This is a genomic window from Arthrobacter sp. ok362, assembly GCF_900102785.1.
Taxonomy (GTDB): Bacteria; Actinomycetota; Actinomycetes; order Actinomycetales; family Micrococcaceae; genus Arthrobacter.
Window position 1 is genome coordinate 40713 of record NZ_FNGC01000009.1, and the last position, 14684, is coordinate 55396.

Here is a 14684-nt window from a genome sequence, read left to right on the forward strand (position 1 = left end):
GGTTCTGTTTCTGATTCTGGTTTTGGGTTTAGCTTCGGTCCGGAACTAGTGCCCGGCCGCACCGGCCTCTGATTTGTCCCGGATGTCGGTGATAATGCCGGAGAAGTCCCGGCCGGCACCGCCTTCCGCGGCAAAGGTATCGTAAATTTCGGCAGCAAGCGGGCCGAGGCGGGCCGCGACGCCGGTGCTCTGAAGCGCGTTGAGGGCCAGGTTCAGGTCCTTGGCCATGAGCGCCCCGGCGAAGCCGGGCTGGTAGTCCCGGTTGGCGGGGCTCGTCGGGACCGGCCCGGGCACGGGGCAATTGGTGGTCAGCGCCCAGCACTGTCCCGAGGCGGCAGAGGCGACGTCGAACAGTGCCTGGTGGGTCAGTCCGAGCTTCTCGCCCAGCACAAAGGCCTCACTGACGGCGATCATCGAGACGCCCAGGATCATGTTGTTGCAGATTTTGGCAGCCTGGCCGGCGCCGTGCGCGCCGCAGTGGACCACCCGCTTGCCCATGACTTCCAGCAGTGGTTTGACGGCCTCGAAGTCTTCGGGGAGGGCACCGACCATGAAGGTGAGCGTGCCGGCCTCGGCACCCACCACGCCTCCGGACACGGGGGCGTCGACGGCACGGTGACCGGCCGCCACCGCGAGTTCTGCGGCCTCGCGGGCCTCGTCCACGTTGATCGTGGAACAGTCCAGGAACATGGTGCCCGGGGCGGCAAGTTCAAGCAGGCCGGGCTGGCCGCCGGCGCCGCGGTAGGCGTCGAGGAGGTGCTTGCCGCTGGGCAGCATGGTCAGCACGACGGCGGCGCCGGCCGCCGCTTCGGATGCCGTCCCGGCGGTTGGAATGCCGTGTTCCCGGGCGGCGTCCAGGGCCGCCGGCACGACGTCGAAGCCGGTCACCCGGTAGCCGGCCTTGACCAGGTTGACAGCCATCGGGCCGCCCATGTGCCCCAGGCCCAGGAAGGCAATGGTGCCGGTAACAGAGGCTCCTGTTTCAGACATTGTTCTTCTCCTTCGGAGAGAGCTTCAGTTCGCGCCCGCCCAGCGGGGCGAAGTAGGCCGCGACATCCGCTTGGGTGACCTCCGCGAGGGTGGCGGGCTTCCAGCGGGGACTGCGGTCCTTGTCCACCACCTGGGCGCGGATCCCTTCGCGGAAGTCCGGTCCGTCGAGGAAGCGCAAACCCACGCGGTACTCCTGCTCGAGCGCGTGCTCCAGGCTCAGTCCGCGGACGCGGCGCAGGGACTCCAGGGCCACCTTCACCGCCGTCGGCGACTTGGCCTCGATGGTGTCCGCGGCGCCGGTGGCCTCCCCGCCCATCGTGCGCAGCCTCCGCAGGATCTCCTCGGCGTCGTCGCTGGAGTAGCAGGCGTCAATCCAATCCTGCTGCGCGGCCAGGACTGACTGGGGAGCCGGTTCGGCGAAACGGGCGACGGCGGCTTCCACCGCCTCGGTCTCGAGCGCCACCGCCAGTTCAGCCAGGCAAGCGGAGGGCACGAAGCAGTCGGCGAGACCCAGGAACAGCGCGTCCGCGCCGTTCAGGTGCGCGCCGGTCAGGGCCGCATGCGTGCCGGTCTCCCCCGGCGAGCCGGAGAGCAGCAGGGTGCCGCCGACGTCGGGCACGAACCCGATGGTCGTTTCGGGCATGCCCGTGCGGGTGCGTTCGGTGACGATCCGCACGGAGCCGTGCGCCGAGATCCCCACACCGCCGCCCAGGACCAGCCCGTCCATGAACGCCACGTACGGCTTGGGGTATTCAGAGATGAGCAGGTTCAGCCGGTACTCGTCCGCCCAGAAGTCCGCGGTGGCGTCCCCGCCGTCGAGCATGTCCCGGTAGATGGCGACGATGTCGCCGCCGGCGCAGAGGCCCCGGTCGCCGGCGCCGCGGACCAGCACGGCGGCGATCGCGTCGTCATCGGCCCAGAGCGTGAGCTGTTCGAGCATGGCGGCGGCCATCCCGGCCGTCAGGGCGTTGACGGCGGCGGGCCGGTTGAGGGTCACGACGCCGAGACGGCCGCGCCGTTCAAACAGGACGTCACCGCCCAGGACTTCATCACTCAGGGCTCCGCCGGCCGCTGCTCCGCTGTCCGCTTCCCGCGAAACTTCCGCCCCCATCAGCTGCCTTCCGGCATGACGAAGCTGGCGCCCTGGCGGACGCCGGAGGGCCAGCGCGTGGTCACCGTCTTGGTCTTCGTGTAGAAGCGGAAGGCGTCGGCGCCGTGCTGGTTCAGGTCACCGAACCCGGAGGCCTTCCAGCCGCCGAACGTGTAGTAAGCGATCGGCACGGGAATGGGGACGTTGATGCCCACCATGCCTACCTGGACCCTGCTGGCGAAGTCGCGGGCGGCATCGCCGTCGCGGGTGAAGATGGCCACGCCGTTGCCGAATTCGTTTTCGCTGCAGAGCCGGAGGGCCTCGTCGTAGTCCTCTGCGCGGAGCACGCTGAGCACCGGGCCGAAGATCTCTTCCTTGTAGATCTTCATGTCCTTCGTGACGTTATCGAACAGCGTGGGACCCACCCAGAAGCCGCCGTCGTAGCCTTCGACCTTCAGGCCGCGGCCATCGGTGAGCAGGCTGGCGCCTTCGTCGACGCCCGAGGCGATGTAGCCTTCGATCCGTTCCTTGGCCGCTGCCGCCACAACCGGGCCGAAGTCGGAATCCTTGGCAAGGCTGTGGCCGACCTTGAGTCCGGCGATCCGCTCCTGCAGCTTCTCCACGAGTACATCCGCGGTCTTCCGGCCGACCGGAACCGCCACCGAGATTGCCATGCAACGCTCGCCTGCGGAGCCGAAGCCGGCGCCGATGAGGGCATCGGCGGCCATGTCCAGGTCCGCGTCCGGCATGATGACCATGTGGTTCTTGGCGCCGCCGAAGCACTGGGCGCGCTTGCCGTTCGCTGCGGCGGTGGCGTAGATGTACTGCGCAATGGGCGTGGACCCGACAAAGCCGATGGCCTGGACCCGGGGATCCTCCAGCAGCGCATCCACTGCGGCTTTGTCCCCGTTGACGACGTTGAAGACGCCGTCAGGGAGGCCCGCCTCGGTGAAGAGCTCGGCCAGGCGGAGCGGCACGGAGGGGTCCCGCTCGGAGGGCTTGAGGATGAAGGCGTTGCCGGCGGCGAGTGCCGGCCCGGACTTCCAGAGCGGGATCATGGCGGGGAAGTTGAACGGCGTGATGCCTGCGACGACGCCGAGGGGCTGGCGCATCGAGTGCACGTCGATGCCGGTCCCGGCGCTGTCCGAGAACTCGCCCTTGAGCAGGTGCGGGGCACCCGCGGCAAATTCGACGACTTCGATGCCGCGCTGGATGTCACCCTTGGCATCCGGGAAGGTCTTGCCGTGCTCGGAGGAGAGCAGGGTGGCGAGCTCGTCCATGTGCTCGTTGACCAGATCCACGAACTTGAGCAGGATCCGGCCGCGGCGCTGCGGATTCATTGCGGCCCATTCCACCTGCCCCTTTTCCGCGCTGGCAATTACATTGCGCACTTCCTCTGCGCTGGCCAGCGGCAGCCGGGACTGGACCTCGCCGGTGCAGGGATCGTACACGTCGCTGAACCGGCCGGAGGTGCCGTCCACCCGCTGCCCGTCAATGTAATGGGATAGTTCTCGAACCATGACCGAATGCTCCTTTGCATGTGACCTAGATCATCTCTGAAGCCGAATATACTCGGACTTCCTACTAATTTCCAGAGGACGGAAGCCGCTGGCTGCTTCGTCCGGGGGCCAAGTTCGGTAAGTTAGGGACTGTGAAGATAGCTACCTGGAATGTGAACTCGCTCCGCGCCCGCGCCGACCGTGTGGAGGCCTGGCTTCAGCGCACGGACTGTGATGTCCTGGCCATCCAGGAAACCAAATGCAAGGACGAGAACTTCCCCTGGGAGCTTTTCGAGCGCATGGGCTACGAGGTGGCACACTTCGGCCTGAGCCAGTGGAACGGCGTCGCGATCGCCTCCCGCGTGGGAATCGACAACGTCGAACGCACCTTCCTGGACCAGCCCGTGTTCGGCAAGAGCGGCAAGGACGCCGTGCAGGAGGCCCGCGCCATCGGCGCCACGTGCGGCGGCGTCCGGGTCTGGAGCCTCTACGTCCCCAACGGCCGAGCCCTCGACGACGAACACATGCCCTACAAGCTCAACTGGCTGGACATCCTGAAATCCCATGCCGGCACCTGGGTCAAGGAGGACCCCCAGGCGCAGATCGCGCTGATGGGTGATTTCAATATCGCACCCCAGGATGACGACGTCTGGGACATTGACTACTTCCGCTCCGAGGGCCTCACCCACGTCAGCGGGCCCGAGCGGGCCGCCTTCCACGCCTTTGAGGAGGCCGGGTTCCAGGATGTGGTCCGTCCGCACACCCCGGGACCTGGCGTCTACACCTATTGGGATTACACGCAGCTCCGCTTCCCGAAAAAAGAGGGAATGCGGATCGACTTCATTCTTGCCTCCCCGGCCCTGGCGGCACGGGTCACCGGTGCGATGATTGACCGCGAGGAGCGCAAGGGCAAGGGCGCCTCAGACCACGCCCCGGTGCTTGCGGAACTGGCGGACTAATGACTGCCGCCCAGGAAGCGTCGTGATCCAATGACGGGGAACATTTACCACGGACAGGCCGGGCTGCCGTTCTCTTCCGCGCTCCGGATCTACGAGCCCCTCGAGGCGTTCCCGGAGAAGCAGCAGGAAACACTGCGGGCCGCCGACGCCGGCCAGGCGTCCCGCGCCGCGGTGGAGAACGCCGAGCTCCTGGCGTCCCTGGGCCGCATCACCCGGCCTGACGGGGACCCGTTTCCCACCGGCCGGACGGACCTCGTGCGCGTTGTCCCGGCTCCTGGACGGCGGCCGTCCGGCCCAGCGCACGACGACGCCGGGCCCGGCCCCGGGACGGCACCCGCCCCGGGGGCGGACCGGCTGCTGTACTGTCCCAGCCAACTGGTCCTCCGCGCCGGGCTGGCCGCCAACGCCCTGATGGAAGGCATCCACGGGCCCCTGGCCCAGCTCCTGATCCCTGAAGAACAGCGGGACAAGCACCAGGAACGCATCGATGAGGTGCGGGCCCACGATGGCCTGAGCCGGGTCAACACCCGGGCGTCCACGTGGGGCATTCCCTTCAGCTGGTTCTGCCTCTTCCAGGAATCGGATCCCACCGACGTCGTCGAATCCGAGGGACACATTGTGACGGTCCGCATCCGTGCGGGCATAGGCAAGGCACTGGAGCGCGTGAGCTACGCGGTGGCGCACCTGGCCCTCGCCGCGCCGGATCTCGACATGCTCGAGGACCTGACCCAGCTCACGGAATGGCTTGAGCTCTTCCACCCGGATTCGGCAGTGGAACTCGATTACGGCGGAGTGGCAGACAAGGTCTATCCGGACGATTCGCCGCTGGACGTGCGCCTCGGCATCGAGTGCCTGGCGGAGGGCGACATGACCGGTGCCGCCGCGGCCTACCGCCGGCTGGCCTCGCGTTGGGTGCCGATCCGCCAACTGGCCCGCGCTTCCTAGGCCAGCCCGGCCCGTAACGCTGCGGCGGGTGCGGGACGGCCGATGCGGCCGAACGCCGCTAGCGGAGCCGCGCGGACTTCCGTCGTGGCGGCGCCGTCGTCGTCCGCACAATCAGCCGGTGCGGCGCCACGGCGGACTGCACGGCCCCGGCCATTCCGTCGAGCTCGTCCAGCAGCATCTTGGTTCCGAGTTCGGCTTGCAGGTCCGGCCGCTGCCCGACCGTGGTGAGCCCCATGGCTTCGGCGAAGTCGTGGTCGTCGATGCCGATAACCGACAAATCCTCCGGGACGCGCACACCGGCCTTGTGGGCCTCGAAGATGACGCCCATGGCCATCTCATCCGAGGCGCAGAAGATTGCTGTGGGCTTGGGCGTCCCCGCGGCCCAGAGGCGCCGGAACGCCTCCTGGCCGCTGCGAACGGTGAAGTCCCCCCACACGTCCCATTCGGCCCGTGCAGGCAGCTGCGCCTCGCGCATGATGTCGTGGAAGGCCTGGATCCGGACCCTGGGGACGTCGAAGTTGAGGTCGGTTTCGTCATCGCCGTGCAGGAGCGCGATGTCGGTGTGGCCCAGCCCGATCAGGTGGCGGACCGCGGTCGCGGCCGCGGCGTAGTCGTCAATGCCAATGTAGGGGCACTCCTCGACATGGCCGCCCACCACCACCAGCGGGATATCGATCTTCTGGAGATGCTCGATTTCCTCGTGGGTGAGCGCCATACAGAGGACCAGCAGGGCGTCAATCTGCTTGTAGACCATGGTCTTGCTGAAAAGCCGCTCACGGTTGCTGCCGTGGCCGCCGAGGTTGAAGAGGGAAAGGTTGTACTGGCGGGAGTGCAGTTCCCGGTCTGCGCCCTCGATGGCCTTGGAGAAGAACCAGCGGCTGACGAACGGGGCCAGCACGCCGATGGTTTTGGTCCGGCCCGTCGCCAGGCCCGAAGCCGAGGACGAGGCGACGTAGCCCAAGGATTCGGCAATACCGAGGATCTTCTCCCGCGTCGCCGGGGAAACCCGGGGCAGTCCGCGGACGGCCCGGGATACGGTGGCCGTGGATACGCCGGCAGCGGCGGCAACATCCTCAATGCTGACGCCGGAGTGGCCGCCGCGCTGCGCCCTTTCTGTCCGTGCCACCTTTGTCCCCTTGTTGACGGTCCGCGGAAGCCTGTCGGCTGCCCGCAGTCGTGCTGTGCCCGCCTCCCCCGCGGCAGATGAATAGTCCTGGCCCGTGGCTGCCTAGCCGCGCCGGCTGGCCGTCCGGCCCGGTAAACGCCGGCGCAGCCGGATCATCCCGTAGAGGGCCAGCAACATGGCCAGCAGTCCCAGGGCCCAGAAGAGGGCCGGCTGGGCGGTCACCTCCATCCAGACGGTGACCACCAGCAGCACCGCGGTCCAGAAGCCGAGGAACCCGATGATGATGTCGAAGTCCTCGCCGGAGCGCACCTTTCGACGCGTCGCCGGCACGTGGCCCAGATTCTGCTCGTCAGTCATGACGCAGCAGTCACTTGACCGCGCCGGCGGTGAGGCCCGCGACGATCTTGCGCTGGAACACCAGCACCAGGATGACCAAGGGAATGGTCACGATGGTGCCCGCAGCCATGATCGCGGTGTACGGGATCTGGTTGGGCTGCGCACCGGCGAAGCTGGCAATGGCCACAGTGACCGGCTGCGTTGCGTCGGACGAGAGCTGGCTGGCGATCAGGAATTCATTCCACGAGGAGATGAACGCCAGGATGGCGGTCGTGAAGATGGCCGGGGCGGCCAGCGGCATGATGACCTTCCGGAAGGCCTGTCCCTGCGTACAGCCGTCCACCCGCGCCGATTCCTCCAGCTCCCACGGCATCTCCCGGAAGAAGGAGGTCATGGTGTAGACGGTCAGCGGCAGCACGAACGAGATGTTCGGGATGATCAGGGCCTGGTAGGTACCCATCCAGCCGATGTTCGTGAAGAGCTGGAACAGCGGCGTGATGAGGGCGACGCCGGGGAACATGGAGGCCCCCAGGATGAAGCCCAGGACGAGGTACTTGAACTTGAAGTTCAAGCGGGCCAGGGCGTAGGCGGCAAACACGCCGATCACCAGCGAGACCAGGGTAACGACGGTACCGATGAACAAGCTGTTGAGCAGTGCCTGGCCGAAGTGGTTGCCGAAGGATGTGTCGAAGGCCGTCTTGAAGTTGTCCAGCGTCACGTGGGTCGGCAGGATCGAGGTGTCGTAGGTGTAGCCGACATCGCGGAACGCCGTCACCACCATCCAGTAGGCCGGCGCCAGGCACCAGAAGAGGATTACGATCGCACTGATGTAGGTGCGGCTCTGGGCCCACTTCTCGCGGTTCTGCGCGACCTTCCGCCCCCGGTCCTGCTCTGCGCGTAGTTCGGTCGCGGCGGTCATTTCTTCCCCTTACCTGCGCCGGTCTGCTGCTCCACCACGTTCGCTCCGAGGAAGCGTACGAAGATGAAAGCCACCAGAAAGATGATGATGAACGTGATGGTGGACAAAGCCGCCGCCGCGTTGAAGCCCTGCCTGATCTGGTTGATCACCAGGATGGACAGTGTTGTGGTGTTGTTCGCTCCGCCCGTCAGGATGTACGGGAGGTCGAACATGCGCAGTGCATCCAGGGTGCGGAACAAGATGGCCACCATGAGCGCCGGCTTCACCAGCGGCAGGGTGATCATCCGGAACCGTTGCCAGGCTGAGGCACCGTCAACCTTGGCCGCCTCGTACACTTCCGCGGGAATCATCTGCAGGCCGGCAAGAATCAACAGCGCCATGAACGGCGTGGTCTTCCAGACGTCCGCGATGATCACGGCCCACCGGGCCGGCCATTCGCTGCCGGTCCATAGGACGGAGGTGTTGAAGAGCTTGTTGCCGATGCCTTCGAAAGCGAAGATGAACAGCCACAGCTTGGCCGTGACGGCCGTGGGGATGGCCCACGGCACCAGGACAGCTGCGCGGACCAGGCTGCGGCCCCTGAAGGCACGTGCCATGATGACGGCCATCCAGAAGCCGAGCACGGTTTCAAGTGTCACCGTGACGATGGTGAAGAAGAAGGTGGTGCCGGTGGCGGACCAGAACTGCGCACCGAGTGTGCCGGGCGGGCAGTCCACGGTTCCTCCGCCCGGAGCCGGGCATTGCTGGAAGATCCAGTTCACATAGTTCGAGAAGCCGGCCGGGCCACCCTCGACGAAGAATCCCGAGGCGTCCACACCGGCATCCTTTTGGAATGACATCACAATGGCGGTAATGATCGGGTACACGATCACGACTGACAATGCGACGATGGTCGGCGCCAGGAGCCAGGCTGCCCAGCGCCCCTGCGTCGCGATGCGGTTGTCCTCTCCAACACCCTTGGGTGCGTGGTGGATCGGTGCCCCGCCCGACGCCGGTGCCTTGACCGACGTCGGGCCTACTTCAGTTGCCATGATGGACCTACTGTCCCGCGCTAGCGGACTCGATGGACTTCTGCATGTCAGACAGGGCCGCGTCTACGGTCTTCTCGCCCTTGATGGCCGAGTACGCGTTTTCCTGGATGGCCTTGGTGACGGCCGGGTAGTACGGGGTGACAGGGCGCGGCACGGCGTTCTCGATCGAGGTCTTCAGGACCGGCAGGTACGGCAGCTTTGCGACGAGATCCTTGTCGTCGTAGAGCTTGCCGATCACCGGGGCGAGTGAACCCTGCGTGGCGAAGAACTTCTGGGTCTCTTCCGTGGTGAGGAACTTCAGGAAGTCCACTGCCGTGGCCTTGTTCTTCGAGTAGACGCTGATGCCGGCGCTGTGGCCGCCCAGGGAAGAGGCACCCGGGCCGGCCTTGCCCGGAAGGGCGGTCATGCCCAGGACGTTCTTGACCTTTGAGGAACCTTCCGTGGTGGCCAGGTTGTAGACGTAAGGCCAGTTACGCAGGAACAGCAGCTTGCCGTCCTGGAACGCCTGGCGGCTCTCCTCCTCCTGGAAGGTGATGGCTTCCTTCGGGATCGAGCCGTCCGCGTAAGCCTTGGCCAGGTTTTCAAGTCCTGCCTTTGCCTCCGGGGTGTTCAGGCTGGGCTTGCCATCCTTGTCCAAGACGGCTCCGCCGGCGGAGTTGATGGCCTCCGAGGCGTTGACAGTCAGTCCCTCGTATTTCTTGAACTGGCCCGAGTAGCAGCCGATGTTGTGGGCCTTGGCGACGGAACACATGCTCATCATCTCGTCCCAGGTCTTCGGGGGCGTGGGGACCAGGTCCTTGCGGTAGTACAGGATGCCGCCGTCGGATGATTCCGGTGCGGCGAACAGCGTGCCCTTGTAGGAGGCGGCCTCGACCGTCGGCTTCAGCAAGGCAGAGGTATCCAGCGCCATCTTGTCCTTGAGCGGCTGCAGCCAGCCCTTGGCAGCGAATTCCGCGGTCCAGACGACGTCGACGCTCGCGACGTCGTAGCCGGGGTCCTTGGCCTGGAAGTGCTGGACAAGGTCGTCGTGCTGCTGGTCGGCCTGGTCGGTCTGCTCCTTGAAGGTGACCTTCTCGTTCGGGTGGGCTGCGTTCCACTTTTCGATCAGCGGGCGGACCACGTTGCTGTTGTCCTTGCCCTGAACGTAGGTGATGGGGCCGCGCCCGTCCAAGCCCTGCGAGGCGGCGTCGTTGCCGCCGGTAGTGCCGCCACCTCCGCCGCCACACGCCGAAAGGGTGATAGCCAAAATGCCTGCCGTGGCGACGGGAAGTAGGAAATTGCGGGTTTTCATACTGGAGTGCTCCTCGCTGAGTACCGGTGAAAAACGGCCGTACTGTTGGTGTGCCGACCATCACAGTAATCAACAGACCCTGCTGATGCAAGCGTTTACATCAAACCTTTATGCAAAGGAGATTCCATGGCTCCGCCGGGGAGCCGCCTCAGCGGACCCGTTCGGCACGGCCAAACCGCGACCGCGCCCCGGATCCGATGTGGATCAGGACCGGGGTGCGCTTGCCGATCACCGCGTCGAGCGCCTCTATCAGGGAAGAGACTTCGGCGGCGAGCGCGTGCGGGGCGACGCCTTGGCGGGGCTCCACCCGGACCTTGAGGGCCGGCTCCCCCCTGATTTCGTAGGCGGCTACCGTGACGCCGGCGAGGTCCGGCCGATCCGCGAGGGCCGCGCGGAGCGTCTGCTCCGCCACGCCGCCGCCGATTCCGACGTTCCCCGGCACATCGCCCGGGTCCTCCTCGGCCACGAGCAGGCTGGTCCGGCCCTTGCCCTGCTGGGCAATCCAGGCCACCATCAGGGCCAGCACCACCACCAGCACAAAGCAGATGATCAGCCACAGCCAGCTTCCCTGGCGGTTGGGGAACTGCGTCCGTTCGAACAAATCGAGCCAGAAGCTCAGGACGCCGCCCGCCCAGACATGCCACCACACGCCGACGGCCGGGACGCTCGCCAGCAGCACCAAAAGGACGCCAATGGCGAGAAGCTTGATGCCAAGGATGCCGATCAGGATGCGGTTCAGGACCCGGGGAGTGTTGTTCATGCCCCCACCACCCCTGCCGTGGCCACCTGAATCCGCACTTCCGGCATCGGCCACGGGCCCATTTCCTGCAGCTCACGCCGCACGGCTTCAAGGACGGCGTCCGGGCGCAGCGGCACGCCGGAGGTCGGCCGGACATTGACCATGACCCGGTTCCGCGACACGACCACCATCACCTGCTGCTGAGTCACGTTGGCGGCCAGCCGGGCCCGGCGCGCCAGGGCCGCGGCGATCACCTCATCGTCCACCACGACGGCGGCCCGGCGGTCCGGGAGCAGGTGGCGCGCCCGCCGCCCGGGCAGCACGGCGTTGAGGAAGAAAAACAATCCGGCCATGGCGATCACGGCGCCGGTGGCGACGAGTAGAAGCGGCCCGATTCCGGCCGGGAGCGCGACCACCCGCTCGGCGGCCGTCTGCGGATCCACGAGCCACGGCGGCTGCCCGATCGCGCGGACTGCAGTCTCAAGCAGCGCATAACCGCACACCGCCATCACCAGGGCGGCCGCGATCACGGAAACGACGGCCCGCGATGTGTGCGTCTCGCGCTTCAAAATACGGTCCATGCCCGCGGCACCGAAACCTAGCGGCGCGCTCCCCGGCACCGCGCCGGCGTCGTGCGGGCCGGAGCCAATACCGGCGTTCTGGGTGTCCTGGCTCAACGCACCCGACCTCCCCCGCGCACGGTGGCCCCGCTGATGCGGATGTCCACCCGGCTCAGCTGCGCTCCGGTCAGCTCAGTCACGCGGCGCAGGATCTGGCCTTTGGCGGCGACGGCACGGTCCCAGATGGAACCGCCGAAGCCAGCGACGCGGCCGGGTTCCCGGAGTACAACCGTGAGGTTCGGGACCGCGACGGGCATGACGAGCGAGAGCGCGAGCAGCCCGTCATCGTCCGACCACTCGGCGCGTACGTCGTGCGCCGGAACGCCGAGGGCCTCACCCGCGGCCGCCCGGGCCACGCTCGTCAGGGCCTGGGTACTGATGCGGTTGTGCCCGGCCATCGCGACGCCGCGGATCGGCGTTTCAGCCGTCATGTTCATGAGGAGGAACGCCGGCCTGTGAGGGCGTCAAACACGCTGCGCAGGTCCAGCTTCCCCTCTGCGGCCCGGCCCAGGAGAGCACCGATGCCCATGAATAACAGGGCACCGAGGAAGCCCCAGACACCGAACTGGAAGGACATAAAAGCCACGAAGGCCCCCATAGCGATTCCCACTACCGTCAGACTCATTGGATTGCCTCCCTGACCGGCCGGGCCTCGACGGACGCGGCCACTTTGGCGGGCCCGGGCACATAAACGTCATTGATCTCGATATTTACCTCGATCACCTCGAGCCCCACCAGCTCCTCGACGGCGGAGTAGACGGCGGCGCGGATCTGGTCTGCGAGGGCATGCAGGGGGGTGCCATACACCGCGACGAGGTCAATGTCCACGGCGACCTGAGTTTCGCCGACCTCCACACGGACGCCCGCTGCGTGATCGGCGCTGCCGACGGCGTCGCGGAAGGCCCCCAGGGCGCGTGACGGGCCTGATCCCAACGAGTAGACGCCCGGCACCGACCGGGCGGCGATGCCCGCGACCTTGGCGACGGCGGCTTCCGATATGACCGTGCGGCCGGTGGCCGCCGGCACGGGCAGACCGGCAACGGGCAGACCGGATCCATGACCGGCAACGGGCTGAGAATTCTGGTATTCCATAACGCACTCCCCCTTCTCTTTGACACAACCCTAGTCCCTGCCTTGGGCCGCGCGGGGGAATCTTGCAGCGCCCGTTCCCACGGCCGGCGCAGGTGGGGGCCGTGGGAACCTGCGAAGTGCAACGGGGAGCAGGGCTGGCGCCCGCTTGTCAGCCGCGGGGCATCAGCCGGGGGCCGTTGCGGGCGATGGGCCGGTCAAACTCCCTACTTGCAGTTGGTGGCGATCCAGGTTGTTACGGGCGCCATGGCGGCCTGGAGCTTGCCGCTGGAGAAGACAGTCTGGTCGGTGACGCCCGCGACGGCCACCTCCTTGAGGTTGGCGAAATCGGCCTTGAGACTGTCCGGGACGCGCTCGGCCGTCTCGGCCAGTTCCGTCTTGAACTGTTCCAGTTCCGCCGTCTTGCCCTGGGCGGCCGACAGCGGAAGAAGCGTGGCGCCCGTGGCCTGCTCCGAGATCTTGGTGCACGCTTCGGCGGCGCTGGAGAAGCCACCAAAGGGTCCTGACGTTGCGCTGGGGCTCGGCGTGGCGGAGGCCGAAGCAGTGGACGTGCCCGCGGCGGACGATGGCGCACTGCTGGCCTGAGGGGCCGAGCAACCGGTGAGGGCGAGGGCAGCGAGGAGTGCGGCGGCGGTCAGGGTACGGGCAATATTCTTCGAAATCACGTTGCAGAATCACTTTTCGGTTGAGATTGCGCCGCCTGCCCGGACCGGGCTGCCGGCGGCCTTGGTGTACTTTCCCCAGCGTGCGAGTCTAGCCCGGCCAGCGGTCCGGCCCCCAACGGCCGGCGCCGTCGGCCGCACGTCGATGCGCCGTCCGCCTCCCCGTCGATGCGCCGCCCGCCTCCCCGTCGATGCGCCGCCCGCTCCCCCCGTCGATTGCTCCGCAAGCGCCCTTTTGACCCGTCAGAAGGGCGCTTACGGAGCAATCGACGGTGTTAACATATCGGTCGTCTTGACTGCCCCGTGACCCCTCGCATACCTAGTGCACGTTCGGTGCGGGCGCGTAGCCTTTGAGGAGTCTGTGCAGGTGGGACACGCAGCCGTGGACATATTAGTCTTTGTGTAGATAATCTATGTATAGATTATCTACAGGAGGGGACCACTCATGTGGGAATACGAGAACAGCCTTGAGACCAGCGCCACGCCCGAGGCGATCTGGCGACTCTGGGCCGATGTTGAGAATTGGGGCGCCTGGAACGCCGAGATCGAGGAGATCGAGATCAGCGGCCCGTTCGCGGCAGGCACGCAGATCTCGATGACGCCCCCGGGGGAGGATCCGATACTCCTGCTCATCGCCGAGGCGGTCGAGGACGAACTGTTCGTCGACGAGGCCCGCTTCAACGACCTCCTGCTGCGCACCACCCACCGCATCGACAGGGCCGATCAGGGCCGGATCCGGGTGGTGTACCGGCTGGAGATCACCGGTAGCGGCGCCGACGAAGCCGGGCCGAAGATTGGTCCGGGCATCACGGCCGACTGGCCCGACACGATGACTGCGCTGGTAAGGCTGGCTCGCGGCTGATGCCCCTCAGCCCCGGCGACAGCCCCGGATTCCTGCTCTGGCACGCCACGCTGCGCTGGCAGCGCGACATCGCCGCGGCCCTGGCCCCGCTCGGTCTCACCCATGTGCAGTTCGTGTTGCTCGCCTGCGCCTGGTGGTTCAACACCGAGGGTGAGCATCCAAATCAGATGGCCCTGGCCCGCCAAGCCGGCACCGACGTCAAGATGACCTCCCAGGTCCTACGCGCGCTGGAAAACAAAGGACTCATCGAACGTGAAGTCGACCCGGTCGACACTCGCGCCAAACGGCTGCACGTCACCGACGCCGGAGCCGACTTGGCGCCGCGCGCAATTGCCGCCGTTGAGCTCGCCGATGCGCAGTTCTTCCGGCCGGTGCCCCTCAACGGCGCGGTGACAATGCTGAGTCGCCTGGCCTATCCCGAAACCTGAAATGCCGTCACCGCCAACCGCGGGCGACGACCTGGACGATTTGTTGGCCCGACTCTACCCCTCCTGCGCTTCCAACCGCGGCCGATAGGATCAGGCAC

At 66.7% G+C, this 14684-nt stretch carries 18 protein-coding genes; 4 read left to right on the forward strand and 14 right to left on the reverse strand.

The window, feature by feature from the left end; genetic code table 11:
- Nucleotides 1-45: 45 nt before the first annotated feature.
- Genes mmsB through BLQ10_RS12790 form a run of 3 tightly spaced genes read right to left on the reverse strand, consistent with a single transcriptional unit; the run spans nucleotide 46 to nucleotide 3600 of the window.
- The gene (gene mmsB / locus BLQ10_RS12780; protein ID WP_091562567.1) at nucleotides 46-990 is read right to left on the reverse strand and encodes a 3-hydroxyisobutyrate dehydrogenase; all 945 of its coding nucleotides are present in this window, start codon (nucleotides 988-990) and stop codon (nucleotides 46-48) included.
- Complete coding sequence (locus tag BLQ10_RS12785) at nucleotides 983-2101, reverse strand: enoyl-CoA hydratase/isomerase family protein (RefSeq protein WP_254785544.1); 1119 nt, start codon at nucleotides 2099-2101, stop codon at nucleotides 983-985. The genes mmsB and BLQ10_RS12785 overlap by 8 nt, the downstream gene beginning before the upstream one ends.
- Nucleotides 2101-3600 (reverse strand): CoA-acylating methylmalonate-semialdehyde dehydrogenase, encoded by a 1500-nt coding sequence (locus BLQ10_RS12790; RefSeq protein WP_091562569.1) that lies wholly within the window; start codon nucleotides 3598-3600, stop codon nucleotides 2101-2103. The genes BLQ10_RS12785 and BLQ10_RS12790 overlap by 1 nt, the downstream gene beginning before the upstream one ends.
- Nucleotides 3601-3731: 131 nt before the next feature.
- Here BLQ10_RS12790 and BLQ10_RS12795 point away from each other — a divergent pair, with 131 nt between their 5' ends.
- Both BLQ10_RS12795 and BLQ10_RS12800 read left to right on the forward strand, forming a co-directional pair.
- Nucleotides 3732-4538 (forward strand): exodeoxyribonuclease III, encoded by an 807-nt coding sequence (locus BLQ10_RS12795; protein WP_091562571.1) that lies wholly within the window; start codon nucleotides 3732-3734, stop codon nucleotides 4536-4538.
- A gap of 30 nt (nucleotides 4539-4568) precedes the next feature.
- Complete coding sequence (locus BLQ10_RS12800) at nucleotides 4569-5483, forward strand: DUF8083 family protein (protein ID WP_091562574.1); 915 nt, start codon at nucleotides 4569-4571, stop codon at nucleotides 5481-5483.
- A 58-nt stretch (nucleotides 5484-5541) separates the two neighbouring features.
- On the opposite strand, the gene BLQ10_RS12805 is transcribed toward BLQ10_RS12800, so the two are convergent.
- The 11 genes from BLQ10_RS12805 to BLQ10_RS12855 all read right to left on the reverse strand — a co-directional run bounded on the left by BLQ10_RS12805 (nucleotide 5542) and on the right by BLQ10_RS12855 (nucleotide 13299).
- Nucleotides 5542-6609, reverse strand: coding sequence for a LacI family DNA-binding transcriptional regulator (locus BLQ10_RS12805; RefSeq protein ID WP_091562576.1), 1068 nt, complete (start codon nucleotides 6607-6609; stop codon nucleotides 5542-5544).
- A gap of 102 nt (nucleotides 6610-6711) precedes the next feature.
- Complete coding sequence (locus BLQ10_RS12810) at nucleotides 6712-6966, reverse strand: hypothetical protein (protein WP_091562578.1); 255 nt, start codon at nucleotides 6964-6966, stop codon at nucleotides 6712-6714.
- Between the two features lie 10 nt (nucleotides 6967-6976).
- A complete protein-coding gene (locus BLQ10_RS12815; protein ID WP_091562580.1) occupies nucleotides 6977-7864 on the reverse strand; it encodes a carbohydrate ABC transporter permease in 888 nt (295 codons plus the stop codon).
- A complete protein-coding gene (locus BLQ10_RS12820; RefSeq protein WP_091562582.1) occupies nucleotides 7861-8895 on the reverse strand; it encodes a carbohydrate ABC transporter permease in 1035 nt (344 codons plus the stop codon). The genes BLQ10_RS12815 and BLQ10_RS12820 overlap by 4 nt, the downstream gene beginning before the upstream one ends.
- A gap of 7 nt (nucleotides 8896-8902) precedes the next feature.
- Nucleotides 8903-10186: an ABC transporter substrate-binding protein gene (locus BLQ10_RS12825; protein ID WP_091562585.1), complete on the reverse strand. Its 1284-nt coding sequence runs from the start codon at nucleotides 10184-10186 to the stop codon at nucleotides 8903-8905.
- Nucleotides 10187-10334: 148 nt separating this feature from the next.
- Nucleotides 10335-10946 (reverse strand): hypothetical protein, encoded by a 612-nt coding sequence (locus BLQ10_RS12830; RefSeq protein ID WP_091562587.1) that lies wholly within the window; start codon nucleotides 10944-10946, stop codon nucleotides 10335-10337.
- On the reverse strand, nucleotides 10943-11506 hold the full coding sequence (locus BLQ10_RS12835) for a DUF6286 domain-containing protein (RefSeq protein ID WP_254785556.1): 564 nt from the start codon (nucleotides 11504-11506) through the stop codon (nucleotides 10943-10945). Before BLQ10_RS12835 ends, BLQ10_RS12830 begins: the two co-directional genes overlap by 4 nt.
- A gap of 92 nt (nucleotides 11507-11598) precedes the next feature.
- Complete coding sequence (locus tag BLQ10_RS12840; protein WP_091562598.1) at nucleotides 11599-11976, reverse strand: hypothetical protein; 378 nt, start codon at nucleotides 11974-11976, stop codon at nucleotides 11599-11601.
- A gap of 2 nt (nucleotides 11977-11978) precedes the next feature.
- On the reverse strand, nucleotides 11979-12170 hold the full coding sequence (locus BLQ10_RS12845) for a hypothetical protein (RefSeq protein ID WP_091562601.1): 192 nt from the start codon (nucleotides 12168-12170) through the stop codon (nucleotides 11979-11981).
- Nucleotides 12167-12637: an Asp23/Gls24 family envelope stress response protein gene (locus BLQ10_RS12850; protein ID WP_091562604.1), complete on the reverse strand. Its 471-nt coding sequence runs from the start codon at nucleotides 12635-12637 to the stop codon at nucleotides 12167-12169. Before BLQ10_RS12850 ends, BLQ10_RS12845 begins: the two co-directional genes overlap by 4 nt.
- A gap of 203 nt (nucleotides 12638-12840) precedes the next feature.
- Nucleotides 12841-13299: a hypothetical protein gene (locus tag BLQ10_RS12855; RefSeq protein ID WP_091562606.1), complete on the reverse strand. Its 459-nt coding sequence runs from the start codon at nucleotides 13297-13299 to the stop codon at nucleotides 12841-12843.
- Nucleotides 13300-13741: 442 nt separating this feature from the next.
- Between BLQ10_RS12855 and BLQ10_RS12860 the strand changes: the two genes are divergently transcribed.
- Nucleotides 13742-14158: an SRPBCC family protein gene (locus BLQ10_RS12860; protein WP_091562609.1), complete on the forward strand. Its 417-nt coding sequence runs from the start codon at nucleotides 13742-13744 to the stop codon at nucleotides 14156-14158.
- Nucleotides 14158-14586 carry a MarR family winged helix-turn-helix transcriptional regulator gene (locus BLQ10_RS12865; RefSeq protein WP_091562611.1) on the forward strand — a complete coding sequence of 143 codons (429 nt, stop codon included), beginning with the start codon at nucleotides 14158-14160 and terminating at the stop codon, nucleotides 14584-14586. Before BLQ10_RS12860 ends, BLQ10_RS12865 begins: the two co-directional genes overlap by 1 nt.
- Nucleotides 14587-14684: the final 98 nt, after the last annotated feature.

Bases quoted from the DNA above. Each gene is read 5' to 3' on its own strand.
- BLQ10_RS12865 (WP_091562611.1), top strand. From the start codon at position 14,158: ATGCCCCTCAGCCCCGGCGACAGCCCCGGATTCCTGCTCTGGCACGCC.
- BLQ10_RS12820 (WP_091562582.1), bottom strand. From the start codon at position 8,895: ATGGCAACTGAAGTAGGCCCGACGTCGGTCAAGGCACCGGCGTCGGGC.
- BLQ10_RS12800 (WP_091562574.1), top strand. From the start codon at position 4,569: ATGACGGGGAACATTTACCACGGACAGGCCGGGCTGCCGTTCTCTTCC.
- mmsB (WP_091562567.1), bottom strand. From the start codon at position 990: ATGTCTGAAACAGGAGCCTCTGTTACCGGCACCATTGCCTTCCTGGGC.
- BLQ10_RS12850 (WP_091562604.1), bottom strand. From the start codon at position 12,637: ATGGAATACCAGAATTCTCAGCCCGTTGCCGGTCATGGATCCGGTCTG.
- BLQ10_RS12840 (WP_091562598.1), bottom strand. From the start codon at position 11,976: ATGACGGCTGAAACGCCGATCCGCGGCGTCGCGATGGCCGGGCACAAC.
- BLQ10_RS12860 (WP_091562609.1), top strand. From the start codon at position 13,742: ATGTGGGAATACGAGAACAGCCTTGAGACCAGCGCCACGCCCGAGGCG.
- BLQ10_RS12815 (WP_091562580.1), bottom strand. From the start codon at position 7,864: ATGACCGCCGCGACCGAACTACGCGCAGAGCAGGACCGGGGGCGGAAG.
- BLQ10_RS12845 (WP_091562601.1), bottom strand. From the start codon at position 12,170: ATGAGTCTGACGGTAGTGGGAATCGCTATGGGGGCCTTCGTGGCTTTT.
- BLQ10_RS12790 (WP_091562569.1), bottom strand. From the start codon at position 3,600: ATGGTTCGAGAACTATCCCATTACATTGACGGGCAGCGGGTGGACGGC.
- BLQ10_RS12835 (WP_254785556.1), bottom strand. From the start codon at position 11,506: ATGGACCGTATTTTGAAGCGCGAGACGCACACATCGCGGGCCGTCGTT.
- BLQ10_RS12830 (WP_091562587.1), bottom strand. From the start codon at position 10,946: ATGAACAACACTCCCCGGGTCCTGAACCGCATCCTGATCGGCATCCTT.
- BLQ10_RS12785 (WP_254785544.1), bottom strand. From the start codon at position 2,101: ATGGGGGCGGAAGTTTCGCGGGAAGCGGACAGCGGAGCAGCGGCCGGC.
- BLQ10_RS12825 (WP_091562585.1), bottom strand. From the start codon at position 10,186: ATGAAAACCCGCAATTTCCTACTTCCCGTCGCCACGGCAGGCATTTTG.
- BLQ10_RS12810 (WP_091562578.1), bottom strand. From the start codon at position 6,966: ATGACTGACGAGCAGAATCTGGGCCACGTGCCGGCGACGCGTCGAAAG.